We start from the raw sequence: 13762 nt of genomic DNA, 5'->3' as shown, positions 1-13762 counted from the left end.
CGCGTCCCCTCAGACCGTCAACTCCACCTCGCCCAGATGCCCGCCATGGGGGCCGAAGCTGCGTTCGACCAGATGCCGCGTGCCATCAGCCCCGACGATCAGCGCCGTGCTCGCCCGCGTGCCGTAGCTGGGGCTGGCGATGAATATGCTCGACAACAGGCTCTCGGTCGCCAGGCCCACGCCGGTATCCGGCAGTTCGACGAATGGCGCGATGGTCGGATCGGCCAGCAGGGCCAGCAGATTTTCCGGCGAGGGCCGTTCCAGTGCCTGCTCCAGTGCCGCCCTGGCCTTCAGCAGTTTCGGCCATGGCGTGTCGAGTCCGGCATTCGACAAGCCGTAGATCCCCTCCGGCAGTCGACGTGGCTGCCCTTCATGGGAATTGAAGTGCCAGAGTTCCTCGGCATCGCCCAGCAGCAGGTTGAAACCGGCGTACTCCGGTGATCGTGCGACGATATCCTGGAGATAATCGGCAATCGGGGTGTTTGCGCCGAGAAATCGCGCCACCAGCTCGCCTCGTGAGCGGCGTGCCGGCGGCTGATGCGGATTACGGATATTGGTCAGCGCGGCGAAGCGCCGCCGGGCGCCGACGCCCAGCCAGGTCCCGCCGGCTTCCAGGTCGCGTCCGGCGTAGACTTGCGGGTTTTCCGGCCACTGCCCCAGCGGCAGGCTCGGCCGGGCGTAGAACTCGTCGCGGTTGGCCGCAACGATCAGCGGCTGGGCATGGCCCGGGCGCCAGGCGAAGACAATCAGGCACATCAGGTGATCCCTCTGTGGTTTCCCACACTTTACGCAGGGTGCCGTTCGTCATCCAGTAGAGACGAGCGGCATGCATCCGTTACCATGCCGGACTTGTTTCGGGGGTTGCATGGAATTTCTGCTCTATTTGCTGCTGGGTGCCTGTGCGGGCGTACTGGCCGGGCTGTTCGGCGTCGGTGGCGGGATCATCATCGTCCCGGTGCTGGTGTTCAGCTTCACCCTGCAGGGGTTCGACAGTTCGATCCTGACGCACCTGGCGGTCGGCACTTCCCTGGCCACCATCATTTTCACGTCGATCAACACCATTCGCGGTCATCATCGGCGGGGCGCGGTACGCTGGCCGATCTTCGCCTGGATGGCCGTGGGTATCCTGCTCGGCTCGGGACTCGGGGCACTGACGGCCAAGGCGATTGCCGGGCCGAACCTGCAGAAGATCATCGGCGTTTTCGCCCTGATCGTCTCCGTGCAGATGGCGCTGGACCTCAAGCCCAAGAGTCGTCGGGAGATTCCCGGCAAGGCCGGCCTGGGCCTGGCGGGTGTGGTGATCGGCTGGGCTTCGGCGATTTTCGGCATCGGTGGCGGTTCGCTGACCGTGCCGTTCCTGACCTGGCGCAGCCTGCCGATGCAGCAGGCGGTGGCGACCTCGTCGGCCTGTGGCCTGCCGATCGCCGTGGCCAGCGCTATCAGCTTCATGCTGCTGGGCTGGCATGACCCCTTGCTGCCGGAGCACAGCCTGGGCTTCATCTATCTGCCGGCCTTGCTCGGCATTGCCCTGACCAGTATGTTTTTTGCCCGCTTCGGTGTGCAACTGGCGCACAGGCTTTCGCCGTTGCTGCTCAAGCGACTGTTTGCCGGGCTATTGTTCTGTGTCGGGATGAAGTTCCTGATCTGAACCTCAGGCCCGGTTCAGCGGACCGGGCGCAATATTGGCTTAATCGCGGGTCTTCATCATGACCCGCTGGCCCGCTTACCGCCTGGGTGAACGGGCCCCGAATTTTCTACTCTACCAAGGAGTCGCAATGCTGCCTTACCCGCAGATCGACCCGGTGGCCGTCGCCATCGGCCCGCTGAAAATCCACTGGTACGGCCTGATGTACCTGGTCGGCATTGGCGGTGCGTGGCTGCTGGCCTCCCGGCGCCTGAACCGTTTCGACCCGACCTGGACCAAGGAGAAACTCTCCGACATGGTGTTCTGGCTGGCCATGGGCGTGATCGTCGGCGGGCGCCTGGGTTACGTGCTGTTCTACGATCTGCCGGCCTACATTGCCAATCCGATGCTGATCTTCGAGGTCTGGAAGGGCGGCATGGCCTTCCATGGCGGCTTCATCGGCGTGATGCTGGCGGCCTGGTGGTTCGGCCGGCGTAACGGCAAGTCGTTCTTCGAACTGATGGACTTCGTCGCACCGATGGTCCCGATCGGCCTGGGCGCCGGGCGGATCGGCAACTTCATCAACGCCGAACTGTGGGGCAAGCCGAGCGACGTGCCGTGGGCGATGGTGTTCCCGCCGTTCAGCGACCCGGCGCAGTTGCCACGCCATCCGTCGCAGTTGTACCAGTTCGCCCTCGAGGGTGTGGCACTGTTCATCATCCTCTGGCTGTTCTCACGCAAGCCGCGGCCGACCATGGCGGTTTCCGGCATGTTCGCGTTGTTCTACGGGATCTTCCGTTTTATCGTCGAGTTCGTCCGGGTGCCGGATGCGCAGCTTGGCTATCTGGCATTCGGCTGGGTGACCATGGGGCAGATTCTCAGCCTGCCGATGATCATCGGTGGCCTGGCACTGTTGTGGTTCGCCTATCGCCGCAACCCGACCACTCCGGCAACGAAAGACGCCGCGCTTTAAATTCGAATCGGGGCCCGCGGGCCCCGTATTCAAGGATGCAGGTAACTCATGAAGCAATATCTCGATCTGGTCGCCCATGTCATCAAGAACGGCACCAAGCAGGCCAACCGTACCGGTGTGAACACCATCAGCTTTCCCGGCGCGATGCTGCGTTACGACCTCAAGGAAGGTTTCCCGGCGATCACCACCCGCAAGCTGGCCTTCAAGTCCGCCATCGGCGAGATGTGCGGCTTTCTGCGCGGGGTGAACAACGCCGCCGAGTTCCGTGCGTTGGGTTGCAAGGTCTGGGACCAGAACGCCAACGAGAACGCCCAGTGGCTGGCCAACCCGTTCCGCCAGGGCGATGACGACCTCGGTGAGATCTACGGCGTGCAGTGGCGCAAGTGGCCGGCCTACAAGCAGATTCCGACGAGCAATCGCGCGGCCATCGACCAGACCCTGGCCCAGGGCTACCGGCAGATCGCCCAGGGCGAGGAGGACGGCCAGTCCTATGTGGTGCTGTACAAGGCGATCGACCAGGTACGCCAGTGCGTCGACACCATCATCAAGGACCCGGGCAGCCGGCGCATCCTGTTCCACGGCTGGAACTGCGCGCAACTGGATGAAATGGCCCTGCCGCCGTGCCACCTGCTGTACCAGTTCCACCCGAATGTCGAGACGAAGGAAATCTCCCTGACCCTCTATATCCGCTCCAATGACCTGGGCCTGGGTACGCCGTTCAACCTGACCGAGGGCGCGGCCCTGCTGAGCCTGATCGGCCGCCTGACCGGCTACACGCCGCGCTGGTTCACCTATTTCATCGGCGATGCCCATGTGTATGAAAACCACCTGGACATGCTCAACGAACAGCTCGCCCGCGAGCCGTTCCCGATGCCGAAGCTGGTGATTGCCGAGCGGGTGCCGGAGTTCGTCAGGACCGGCAAGTACGAGCCGGAATGGCTGGAGAGGGTCGAACCGAGCGACTTCAGCCTGGAAGGCTATCAGCACCATGCGCCCCTGACGGCGCCGATGGCGGTCTAAGCAGCGCCTGGCTTTGCGGCTGGCGCTCCCTGTTGTTCCTACGATGATCGTGCTTCAGGCAGATCCTGGGTGCGCCACGACACGGTGGGAACAGGATGTATCCGCGAAAGCGCCGGTGTGGGTGGTCAGTGCCCGTGACTCCTGCCCACATGTGAGTGCTCCACTTCGGTCGGCACCACGCTGCCGCTGACCTCCAGCCGCTGCAGGATCGCGCACTGCTCCGCCTCCGGCCCGCCGCCACAGCGCTGGCGCAGGTCCAGCAACTGGGCCTGCAACGCCAGCAGTCCGTCGATCCGCGCCTTGACGTGGTGGATGTGCTCGTCGATCAGCGCGTTCACGCTCTCGCACTGGTCCTGCGGACTGTCGCGCAGGCTCAGCAGGCTGCGGATCTCCTCCAGGGTCATGTCCAGGCTGCGGCAGTTGCGGATGAAGGTCAGGCGCTCGACATGAGCCTGGGTGTACAGGCGGTAGTTGCCTTCGCTGCGCGCCGGTTCCGGCAGCAGGTTTTCCTTCTCGTAGTAACGGATGGTTTCCACCTGGCAGTCGGTGAGTTTCGCCAGTTCGCCAATCTTCATCGCCGGATCTCCCAAAAGGGTGCTTGACCCTATAGTGGCTACAGGGTGTTCACTTGGCAACAGGCACCTTTCAGGGACGTATCCCATGAGCGACTCCATCCACACCCCGCGCCAGCCTGGCAACGACCACCCGCACACGCACGAGCACGGCGGCTCCTGCTGTTCGCGCACCTTCGAGCCCACCTCCGGCACTGGCCATCAGCATGCTGGTCACGATCACGGCCATGCCGATAAACCGGCTCAGGGCGCCTGCAAGCCGCTGCAGCCAGTGAAAGCCGGCCATGCCCACGATCACGGCGGGCATTCCCACAGCTGCTGTTCGGCCGCCGAAGCCCCGGCCCTGGTCACGCTCGGCAATGGCCCCCGTGTCGATAGCCGCCTGAGCCGCTTCCGCATCGAAGCCATGGATTGCCCGACCGAACAGACGCTGATCCAGAACAAGCTGGGCAAGCTGGCGGGCATCCAGCAGTTGGAGTTCAACCTGATCAACCGGATTCTCGGCGTGACCCATGACCTGCCGTCGACCACCCCGATCGTCGAGGCGATCAAGTCTTTGGGCATGCAGGCCGAGCCACTGGAAGAGGGTGCGCACGAGCAGGCCGCCAGCCAGCCTCCGGCAAGGAAACCCTGGTGGCCGCTGGTGGTTTCCGGGGTGGGCGCCCTCGCTGCCGAAGTCATCCACTTCACCAACGCCGCGCCCACCTGGGTGGTGGCCATCGTCGCACTGGTCTCGATCTTCAGCGGCGGCCTGGGCACTTACAAGAAGGGCTGGATCGCCCTGAAGAACCGCAACCTGAACATCAATGCGCTGATGAGCATCGCCGTGACCGGCGCCGTACTGATCGGACAGTGGCCGGAAGCGGCGATGGTGATGTTCCTGTTCACCATTGCCGAGCTGATCGAGGCGCGTTCGCTGGACCGCGCGCGCAACGCCATCGGCGGCCTGATGCAGATGGCCCCGGAAACGGCCACGGTGCGCCAGGCGGAGGGCAACTGGGTGGAGGTCGAGGTCAAGCGCGTCGAACCCGGGGCTCTGGTGCGGGTCCGGCCCGGTGAGCGCATCGGCCTGGACGGTGAGGTGGTCTATGGGACTTCCAGTGTCGATCAGGCGCCGATCACCGGCGAAAGCCTGCCGGTCGAGAAGAATCCTGGCGACAAGGTGTTCGCCGGCACCATCAACCAGGCCGGTTCCCTGGACTATCGGGTAACGGCGGCAGCGGGCAATTCGACCCTGGCGCGGATCATCCATGCGGTGGAGCAGGCCCAGGGCGCGCGGGCACCGACCCAGCGTTTCGTCGACAGCTTCTCGAAGGTCTACACCCCGGCGGTATTCGCCCTGGCCCTGGCCGTGGCGGTGATTCCACCGCTGTTCATGGCGGGTGCCTGGTTCGACTGGATCTACCGGGCCTTGGTTCTGCTGGTGGTGGCCTGTCCTTGCGCCCTGGTGATCTCGACGCCGGTGAGCATCGTCAGCGGCCTCGCAGCGGCAGCGCGCAAGGGCATCCTGGTCAAGGGCGGAGTCTATCTGGAAAGCGGCCATCAACTCGACTATCTGGCGCTGGACAAGACCGGCACCATCACCCACGGCAAGCCGGTACTGACAGACTTCCTGCCGCTGCAAGCGCCGCACCGCGAGACGGCCCCGGCGATCGCCGCCAGCCTGGCGGCGCGCTCCGACCACCCGGTGTCCCTGGCGATCGCCCGCGATGCCCGGGACCGGCAGCTCGAACTGCGTGAGGTCGAGGCCTTCGAAGCCCTGGCCGGGCGTGGCGTCCGTGGCGACATTGGCGGCCAGCGCTATCACCTGGGCAACCATCGGCTGGTGGAAGAGCTGGGCCTGTGCTCACCGGCACTGGAGGAAAAACTCTTCGCCCTGGAAGAGCAGGGCAAGACGGTCGTGCTGTTGCTCGACCGCTCCGGCCCGCTGGCGCTGTTCGCCGTGGCCGACACGGTCAAGGACAGCAGCCGCGAAGCCATTCGTCAGTTGCACGAGCTGGGTATCAAGACCCTCATGCTCACGGGTGACAACCCGCACACGGCCAAGGCGATCGCCGCCCAGGTGGGCATCGACGAGGCCCGCGGCGACCTGTTGCCGACCGACAAGCTGCAGGCCATCGAGGCCTTGTACGCCAAGGGGCATCGGGTCGGCATGGTCGGTGACGGCATCAACGACGCGCCGGCGCTGGCCCGCGCCGAGATTGGTTTCGCCATGGCGGCGGCCGGCACCGATACCGCCATCGAAACCGCCGATGTCGCCCTGATGGACGACGATCTGCGCAAGATTCCTGCCTTCATTCGCCTGTCACGGCAGACTGCGGGTATCCTCAAGCAGAACATCGCCCTGGCGCTGGTCATCAAGGCGGTCTTTCTTGCGGTAACCTTCTTCGGTATGGCGACCATGTGGATGGCGGTGTTCGCCGACATGGGCGTCAGCCTGTTGGTGGTATTCAATGGCTTGCGCCTGTTGCGCAAATAGATGGTGAGAGAGTGATGTGCTGAGTGCGGAGCTGAAGGCGTTTTACATGGTCGCCCGCCTGGGCAGCATCACCCTGGCGGCGAAGAAACTCGGCCTCAGCCAGCCCACGGTCACCACTCAGATCCGTCACCTGGAGAGCCAGTACTCGGTCGAGCTGTTCTATCGCGGCGGCCGCCGACTGAGTGTCAGCGAGGACGGCGCGCGGCTGCTGCCGATGGTCAAGGCGCTGCTGCAGCAGGAGGCCGATATCGAGTTCTTCCTGCGCAACAGCGGCCAGGTGCAGGGCGCCTTGCGCATCGCCGCGACCGCGCCGTACTACATCCTCGATCTGGTGAAGGCGTTTCGCGAGCGCCTGCCCCAGGTCGAGGTGTCGATGGAGATCGGCAATTCCCAGCAGGTCCTGGAGGCGCTGGAGGAATACCGGGTCGATGTCGCCGCCTCGTCGCAACTGCTCGAGGACCCGCGGCTGATCCGCCGGGTGTTGGGCAGCGACCCGCTGGTGCTGGCGGTGCATCGCAATCATCCGCTGGCGATTCATGACCATGTGCCTTTGAGCGCGCTGGCCGGGTACTGCCTGCTGATGCGAGAGGCGGGTTCGACCACCCGGCAACTGACCGAAGAGCTGTTGCGCGAGGCACGGGTCAGTCATGGGCCGCTGCTGGAAATCGGCAGTCGCGAGTCGATCCGCGAGGCGGTGTTGCGCAACATCGGCATCAGCATCATTGCCCGCCAGGAGGTGCCCCATGACCCACAGTTGCGGGTGCTGACCATCGAGAACGCGCCGCAGATCCCGGAGTACCTGTATTGCCTCAAGGAGCGCAAGTCGGCGCGCCTGCCGGCGGCCTTCCTGGGCCTGGCGCAGGAGATGGCGCCGCTCTGACTGAGGGGCGCCGGAAACTGAGGGAGTCGGATTTATCCTCGAAAGGGCCAGCCCAGACACCCCATCACTATCCCATCGTTCCCTCGGTCCCCGTGGGCACACCTGCGAGGACGCTCGGCGTCCGCTCTTGTGACGCGGAGCGCCACGGGCTGCATACCCACGCAGAGCGTGGGAACGATCAAGATCTGCGTAGTCCTTATCCTACCCAAATCCACCAATACCACTATCGGCAGCTTTTGCCTTATTGCCACATGACGTACGCATTGGCTGCCTAGCATGACCTTCATCTGCTTGATGAGGTCTGTCCATGAACCACCCGATTGCCCACGCCCCGGTCAACCCCGGCGCCGCGCTGAAAGTCCGTGGTGTGCAGAAGCGCTTCGGCGCCTTTGCCGCACTGGAGAACGTCTCCCTCGACGTCGCCGCCGGCGAGCTGGTATGCCTGCTGGGGCCGTCGGGTTGCGGCAAGACCACTCTGCTGCGCTGCATCGCCGGCCTCGAGCGCCAGGACGATGGCGAGTTGTTCCTCGGCGAGCGCAATGTTTCCGAACTGCCGCCTCAGGCCCGTGACTACGGCATCCTGTTCCAGTCCTACGCGCTGTTCCCCAACCTGACCGTGGAGGCCAACATCGCCTACGGCCTGAGCGGCAGTAGCCGTGACCAAGTGCGTCAGCGTGTTGCGCAGATGCTCGAACTGGTCGGCCTGGCCGGCAGCGAGAAGAAGTATCCCGGCCAGCTCTCCGGCGGTCAGCAGCAGCGCGTGGCGCTGGCCCGCGCCCTGGCGCCGGCACCGTCGCTGCTGTTGCTCGACGAGCCGATGTCGGCCCTCGACGCCCGGGTGCGCGAGCACCTGTGCAGCGAGTTGCGCCAGCTGCAGCGCAGCCTCGGCGTGACCACGCTGATGGTCACCCACAATCAGGATGAGGCCATGCTGATGGCCGACCGCATCGCCGTGATGAACAACGGCAAGGTCGAGCAGTACGCCACGCCCCAGGACATCTACGACAGGCCGGCCACCCCGTTCGTCGCCGAGTTCGTCGGCCAGGGCAACTGGCTGCCGTTCCAGCAGCGCAGCACCCGGCATGCCCAGGTCGGCACCCTGCAATTGCGCCTGGCCGACGGGGCTCCGCGGGCCGGCTCCGGTCGGCTGTTCTGCCGCCCCGAGTCGATCAGCGTCAACCCGCCGGTGCATGAGGAAAACCTGTTCGCCGCGCGGGTGCGGGAAATCACCTTCCTCGGTAATCGCTGCCGCATGAGCTTCGAACTCAACGAACTGCCCGGCCATCCACTGCTGGCCGAAGTCGGTCCGCAGGACATGCCGCGCCTGGGCTCGCCGGATATCTGGGTCGCGCTGCCCCCGCGCAGCCTCCAGGTGTTCGCCTGAGATGGCCGCGCCAATCGGCCTGGCGCTGCCGCGCCAATCGACCCCGGCGGCCAGGCGCGGCGACCTCGGGGATCGACTGTTCGTGGTCGGCGGCAAACTGCTCTGGCTCGGCCTGCTGGCTGTCTCGGTGCTGTTGCCGCTGCTGGCGATCTTCTGGCGCGGCTTCAGCAACGAGGCCGGGCAGGGCGGTGGCTGGCTCGCCGCGCGGGAGTTGCTGGGCAGCGACAACTTCCATTGGCTGCTGGGCAACAGCCTCAAGGTTTCCTTCAGCGTCGCGGCGATCGTCGTACCGCTGGCCTACCTGTTCGCCTATGCCCTGCAACGCACGCTGATTCCCGGCAAGACCCTCTGGCGCGGCCTGTCGCTGCTGCCGCTGATGGCGCCCTCGATGCTGCCGGGGATCGCCCTGGTCTACCTGTTCGGCAACCAGGGCCTGCTACGCGGCCTGTTGGCGGACAACATCTACGGTTTCTGGGGCATCGTCCTCGGTGAAGTCATCTACACCTTTCCCCATGCGCTGATGATCCTGCTGTCGGCGCTGTCACTGGCCGATGCGCGGCTGTTCGACGCCGCTTCGAGCATGGGGGCCAGCCCATGGAAGGCCTACCGCAGCATCACCTGGCCGGCGACCCGGCAGGCGGTGTTTGCCGCCCTGTGCCTGGTGTTCACCCTGACCATCACCGACTTTGGCGTGCCGGTGGTGGTGGGTGGCGATTACCAGGTGCTGGCGCTGGAAGCCTACAAGGCGGTGGTCGGCCAGCAGCAGTTCGGGCGTGGCGCGCTGATCGGCATGATCCTGCTGTTGCCGGCGCTGCTGAGCTTTGCCGTCGATAGCTGGCTGCGACGGCGCCAGGGCGATGCCATGAGCGGTCGGGCCCAGGTGTTCCAGCCGCTGCGCAGCCCGGTGCGGGATTCGTGTTACCTGGTGATCGTGCTGTTGATCTGCGCCGCGCTGCTGCTGGTGTTCGGCATGGCGGTGTATTCGTCGCTGGTGAAATTCTGGCCGTACAACCTGTCGTTGTCCCTTAGCCACTACCGCTTTGACGAGACGGCGGGTGGTGGCTGGCTGGCCTATCGCAACAGCCTGACCCTGGCCCTGTGCACCGCGCTGATCGGTAGCGCGCTGATCTTCAGCGGTGCCTACCTGATGGAAAAGACCCGCGGCCAGCGCGGCCTGAACGTGGCCTTGCGCCTGCTCAGCTTCGTGCCGATGGCGGTGCCGGGCCTGGTCCTGGGGTTGGGCTACGTGTTCTTCTTCAACCTCGTCGGCAACCCGCTGCATGTCTTCTACGGGACCATGATCCTGCTGGTGGTATGCACCATCGCCCACTACCTGACCACCGCGCAGATGACCGCGACCACCGCCCTGCGCCAGCTCGACGGCGAGTTCGAGGCCGCCGCGCTGTCGCTCGGGACGCCGCTGTACCGGCACTACCTGCGGGTCACGCTGCCGATCTGCCTGCCGGCCGTGCTGGACATCATCCGCTACCTGTTCGTCTCGGCGATGACCACGGTGTCGGCGGCGATCTTCCTCTACAGCCCCGACACCATCCTCGCCGCGGTCGCCGTGCTGAACATGGACGACGCCGGCAACGTCGGCGGCGCGGCGGCCATGTCGACCCTGATCCTGTTCACCTCGGCGGGCGTGTCCCTGCTGCTGGCCTGGGCCTCGCGCGGCTTGCTGCGCCGTACCCAGGCCTGGCGGCAGAGCGTGCCCGGCCATTGATCCGTCCACCAGCCCAGCCCTACACCTCAAGGAACCGCATCATGTTCAAGCCATTGACTCTTGCCGCTGCCGTCCTCTCGCTGTTCAGTCTCAACGCCTTCGCGGCGAAGACCGAACTGACCGTCTATACCGCCCTCGAAGCCGAGCAGCTCAAGAGCTACAAGGACGCGTTCGAGAAGGCCAACCCGGATATCGGCATCAAGTGGGTGCGTGATTCCACCGGCATCATCACCGCCAAGCTGCTGGCCGAGAAGGCCCGGCCACAGGCCGATGCGGTGTGGGGCCTGGCCGCGTCGAGCCTGGCGATCCTCGACCAGCAGGGCATGCTGCAGAGCTATGCACCGAAGGACCTGGGCAAGATCGGTGACCACTACCGCGATCCGGCCAACCCGCCGGCCTGGGTCGGCATGGACGTCTGGGCCGCGACTATCTGCTTCAACACCGTCGAGGCGCAGAAGCAGCACCTGAACAAGCCGGTGAGCTGGCAGGACCTGACCAAACCCGAGTACAAGGGCAAGATCGTCATGCCCAACCCGGCCTCGTCCGGCACCGGTTTTCTCGATGTCAGCGCCTGGTTGCAGACCTTCGGCGAGAAGCAGGGCTGGCAGTACATGGATGACCTGCACCAGAACATCGGCCAGTACGTCCACTCCGGTTCCAAGCCCTGCAAACTGGCGGCGGCGGGTGAGTTCCCGATCGGCATTTCCTTCGAATACTCGGCCATTCAGCTCAAGCGCCAGGGGGCGCCGCTGGACATCGTCCTGCCGAAGGAAGGCCTGGGTTGGGAGATCGAAGCGACGGCGGTGATCAAGGGCACTCCCCATGAAGAGGCCGCGAAGAAACTGGCCGACTTCTCCGCCAGCCCGGCGGCCATGGCGCTGTACAAGGAAAACTTCGCCGTGCTGGCCCAGCCGGGGATCGCCAGGCCACAGACCGAGTTGCCGGCCGACTACGAACAGCGCCTGATCAGGAACAACTTCGCCTGGGCCTCGAAGCACCGCGACGAGATCCTGGCCGAATGGCGCAAGCGCTATGACGGCAAGTCGGAGAAGGTTGCCCAGTAAGTCCCTGGCCGAGCCCGAACCTTCGATCGTTCCCGCGCTCCGCGTGGGAACGCCTCTCTGGACGCTCGGCGTCCGCTCTTGTGACGCAAAGCGTCACGGGCTGCATTCCCACGCGGAGCGTGGGAGCGATCAACCTGGCCATTGCTTCAGGACCCTTCATGACCTATCACAGCGACATCCTCATCGTCGGCGCCGGTATCCTCGGCCTGTCCCACGCCTATGCCGCCGCCCGCCGCGGCCTCAAGGTCCGGGTCTTCGAGCGCAGCGCCACGCCCCTGGGCGCGTCGATCCGCAATTTCGGCCAGGCGTTGGTCACCGGCCAGCCGCCAGGCGTCATGCTCGACCTGGCCCGCGCCAGCCGCGAGATCTGGGGCCACTGGTCGCAGCACGCCGGTTTCGAACTCAAGCGCAACGGCAGCTACCTGTTCGCCCGCAGCGAAGCCGAGGAACACCTGCTGGAAGCCTTCTGCGCCGGCCGGGCCCGCGAGCACGGCTACCGGGTGAAACTGTTGCAGGGGCGGGCCCTGGCCGACCTGCACGGCGGCCAGTTCAGCCATCATCGCGCCGCCCTGCACGGCCTGGATGACCAGCAACTGTATTCCCGCGAGGCGATCCCGACGCTGATCGACTACCTGCGTCGCGAGCTGGGCGTCGAATTCCACTTCTCGACCCTGATCCGCGAGGTCGAGTCCGGCCAGTTGCACAGCACCGCGGGAACCTTCCGCGGCACGCAGATCGTGGTCTGTTCGGGCCACGACTACCAGACCCTGCTGGCCGAGTCGCTGGCGACCCTGCAGCCGAGCATCTGCCGCCTGCAGATGCTCCGCGCCCGCCCGTTGCCCAGCGGTTTGGACCTGCAACACGCCGTGCTGACCGGTCTCAGTTGCGTGCACTACGGCGCCTTCGCCGATCTGCCGGAAGCGGCGGCGATCCGGGCACAGATCCAGCACGAAAGCCCGCACCTGCAGGAGCACGGCATCCACCTGCTGATCAGCCCAACACCCCATGGCGAGTTGATCATCGGCGATTCCCATCACTACGGCAGCGATCCGTCGCCGTTCAATGCCGAAAAGGTGGATAACTGGATGCTGGAACTGGCCGAGCACACCCTCGGTTGCAAGGTCCAGGTGCTCGAGCGCTGGCAGGGCGTCTACGGTGCCAAGGGGCCGGGCCCGTTCTCGTTCCTGCAGGCCGCGCCCGGCGTGCACGCGGCGCTGATGCACACCGGTGTCGGCATGAGCGTCGGCCCGGCCATGGCCGAGGCCAATATCGCCACCTTGCTGGGAGAGAGCCGATGAGCCGGGTCGAACAGGTGCTGGACGAGGTCTTCGGCCTCTACCGGCAGTTCGGCAGCGCCGACTACATCGGCGAGCCGGTTTCGCAACTGGAGCACATGTCCCAGGCCGCACAGCGGGCGATGGCCGAAGGCTGCGACGACGAAGTGGTACTGGCGGCGTTCTTCCACGACATCGGGCATATCTGCCCACGGCCGACGGCGGCGGACCGGAGCATGGGCGGCTATGGCATCGCCAGCCACGAACGCCTGGGCGCGGACTATCTGCGTCGTGCCGGGTTCAGCGAGCGGCTGGCGCGGTTGGTGGAGTATCACGTACAGGCCAAGCGTTATCTGACCCTGGTCGAGCCCGGGTACTACGAGCGTCTGAGCCAGGCCAGTCGGCGAACGCTGGAGTACCAGGGTGGGATGATGACCCTGCAGGAGGCCACCGACTTCGCGCAGGACCCCCTGTGCGACTTGAGCCTGCGCATGCGTCAGTGGGATGAACAGGCCAAGCTCGAAGGCGTGCCTGTGCTGGATCTGCAAATCCTGCGGGCCAAGGCGGCCAGTCTGCTGGGACTGTAGGGCTTTGCCTTGCTTCCTACTTGGATGGAAGATGTGTCTGTAGGTATGTGTAGGTCTTTGCTCTGTTAGATGGTTGAACCTTCGGATATCCCGCCGCAGTCGCCTCGCTGAAAATGTGCCCATGGCCTGCCAAGGTTCCAGACCCGCGGGCCTTGCGGTATTCGGGCAGGCAGGAGGCC

General features: G+C 65.3%; 12 protein-coding genes. 10 read left to right on the top strand and 2 right to left on the bottom strand.

Annotated elements, in window-relative coordinates:
- Nucleotides 1–9: 9 nt before the first annotated feature.
- Nucleotides 10–756, bottom strand: coding sequence for an NRDE family protein (locus ACMGT0_RS30080; RefSeq protein WP_416770895.1), 747 nt, complete (start codon nt 754–756; stop codon nt 10–12).
- 109 nt (nt 757–865) lie between these two features.
- On the opposite strand from ACMGT0_RS30080, the gene ACMGT0_RS30075 reads away from it, so the two are divergent.
- The 3 genes from ACMGT0_RS30075 (at nt 866) to ACMGT0_RS30065 (ending at nt 3617) form a co-directional block, all read left to right on the top strand.
- The gene (locus tag ACMGT0_RS30075) at nt 866–1648 is read left to right on the top strand and encodes a sulfite exporter TauE/SafE family protein (protein WP_054058651.1); all 783 of its coding nucleotides are present in this window, start codon (nt 866–868) and stop codon (nt 1646–1648) included.
- A 127-nt stretch (nt 1649–1775) separates the two neighbouring features.
- Nucleotides 1776–2597 carry a prolipoprotein diacylglyceryl transferase gene (gene lgt / locus ACMGT0_RS30070; RefSeq protein WP_054058652.1) on the top strand — a complete coding sequence of 274 codons (822 nt, stop codon included), beginning with the start codon at nt 1776–1778 and terminating at the stop codon, nt 2595–2597.
- Nucleotides 2598–2645: 48 nt separating this feature from the next.
- Nucleotides 2646–3617, top strand: coding sequence for a thymidylate synthase (locus tag ACMGT0_RS30065; protein WP_416770893.1), 972 nt, complete (start codon nt 2646–2648; stop codon nt 3615–3617).
- Between the two features lie 125 nt (nt 3618–3742).
- Here the strand turns inward: ACMGT0_RS30065 and cadR are convergent, their stop codons facing one another.
- A complete protein-coding gene (cadR, locus tag ACMGT0_RS30060; RefSeq protein WP_054058654.1) occupies nt 3743–4192 on the bottom strand; it encodes a Cd(II)/Pb(II)-responsive transcriptional regulator in 450 nt (149 codons plus the stop codon).
- A gap of 85 nt (nt 4193–4277) precedes the next feature.
- Here cadR and ACMGT0_RS30055 point away from each other — a divergent pair, with 85 nt between their 5' ends.
- From ACMGT0_RS30055 to ACMGT0_RS30025, 7 genes are all read left to right on the top strand, one after another.
- Entirely contained in the window at nt 4278–6668 is a 2391-nt protein-coding gene (locus ACMGT0_RS30055; protein ID WP_416770890.1) for a heavy metal translocating P-type ATPase, read from the top strand.
- A 16-nt stretch (nt 6669–6684) separates the two neighbouring features.
- Nucleotides 6685–7548: a LysR family transcriptional regulator gene (locus tag ACMGT0_RS30050; RefSeq protein WP_054058655.1), complete on the top strand. Its 864-nt coding sequence runs from the start codon at nt 6685–6687 to the stop codon at nt 7546–7548.
- 307 nt (nt 7549–7855) lie between these two features.
- On the top strand, nt 7856–8932 hold the full coding sequence (locus tag ACMGT0_RS30045; RefSeq protein ID WP_054063561.1) for a putative 2-aminoethylphosphonate ABC transporter ATP-binding protein: 1077 nt from the start codon (nt 7856–7858) through the stop codon (nt 8930–8932).
- Between the two features lies 1 nt (nt 8933).
- Complete coding sequence (locus tag ACMGT0_RS30040; protein WP_416770889.1) at nt 8934–10658, top strand: putative 2-aminoethylphosphonate ABC transporter permease subunit; 1725 nt, start codon at nt 8934–8936, stop codon at nt 10656–10658.
- Between the two features lie 41 nt (nt 10659–10699).
- A complete protein-coding gene (locus ACMGT0_RS30035) occupies nt 10700–11722 on the top strand; it encodes a putative 2-aminoethylphosphonate ABC transporter substrate-binding protein (RefSeq protein ID WP_416770888.1) in 1023 nt (340 codons plus the stop codon).
- A gap of 158 nt (nt 11723–11880) precedes the next feature.
- Nucleotides 11881–13020: a TIGR03364 family FAD-dependent oxidoreductase gene (locus ACMGT0_RS30030; protein ID WP_054063559.1), complete on the top strand. Its 1140-nt coding sequence runs from the start codon at nt 11881–11883 to the stop codon at nt 13018–13020.
- Nucleotides 13017–13583, top strand: a complete 567-nt coding sequence (locus ACMGT0_RS30025) for a phosphonate degradation HD-domain oxygenase (RefSeq protein ID WP_054059378.1) — start codon at nt 13017–13019, stop codon at nt 13581–13583. Before ACMGT0_RS30030 ends, ACMGT0_RS30025 begins: the two co-directional genes overlap by 4 nt.
- Nucleotides 13584–13762 lie beyond the last annotated feature (179 nt).

This window comes from Pseudomonas sp. RHF3.3-3 (assembly GCF_048069595.1).
In the GTDB taxonomy this organism is placed as follows: domain Bacteria; phylum Pseudomonadota; class Gammaproteobacteria; order Pseudomonadales; family Pseudomonadaceae; genus Aquipseudomonas; species Aquipseudomonas fuscovaginae_B.
This window is presented reverse-complemented; position numbering and strand designations above follow the sequence as displayed.

Coding starts and splice junctions, on each gene's coding strand:
- ACMGT0_RS30045 (WP_054063561.1), top strand. CDS start 7,856: ATGAACCACCCGATTGCCCACGCCCCGGTCAACCCCGGCGCCGCGCTG.
- ACMGT0_RS30025 (WP_054059378.1), top strand. CDS start 13,017: ATGAGCCGGGTCGAACAGGTGCTGGACGAGGTCTTCGGCCTCTACCGG.
- ACMGT0_RS30030 (WP_054063559.1), top strand. CDS start 11,881: ATGACCTATCACAGCGACATCCTCATCGTCGGCGCCGGTATCCTCGGC.
- ACMGT0_RS30035 (WP_416770888.1), top strand. CDS start 10,700: ATGTTCAAGCCATTGACTCTTGCCGCTGCCGTCCTCTCGCTGTTCAGT.
- cadR (WP_054058654.1), bottom strand. CDS start 4,192: ATGAAGATTGGCGAACTGGCGAAACTCACCGACTGCCAGGTGGAAACC.
- lgt (WP_054058652.1), top strand. CDS start 1,776: ATGCTGCCTTACCCGCAGATCGACCCGGTGGCCGTCGCCATCGGCCCG.
- ACMGT0_RS30055 (WP_416770890.1), top strand. CDS start 4,278: ATGAGCGACTCCATCCACACCCCGCGCCAGCCTGGCAACGACCACCCG.
- ACMGT0_RS30080 (WP_416770895.1), bottom strand. CDS start 756: ATGTGCCTGATTGTCTTCGCCTGGCGCCCGGGCCATGCCCAGCCGCTG.
- ACMGT0_RS30075 (WP_054058651.1), top strand. CDS start 866: ATGGAATTTCTGCTCTATTTGCTGCTGGGTGCCTGTGCGGGCGTACTG.
- ACMGT0_RS30065 (WP_416770893.1), top strand. CDS start 2,646: ATGAAGCAATATCTCGATCTGGTCGCCCATGTCATCAAGAACGGCACC.
- ACMGT0_RS30040 (WP_416770889.1), top strand. CDS start 8,934: ATGGCCGCGCCAATCGGCCTGGCGCTGCCGCGCCAATCGACCCCGGCG.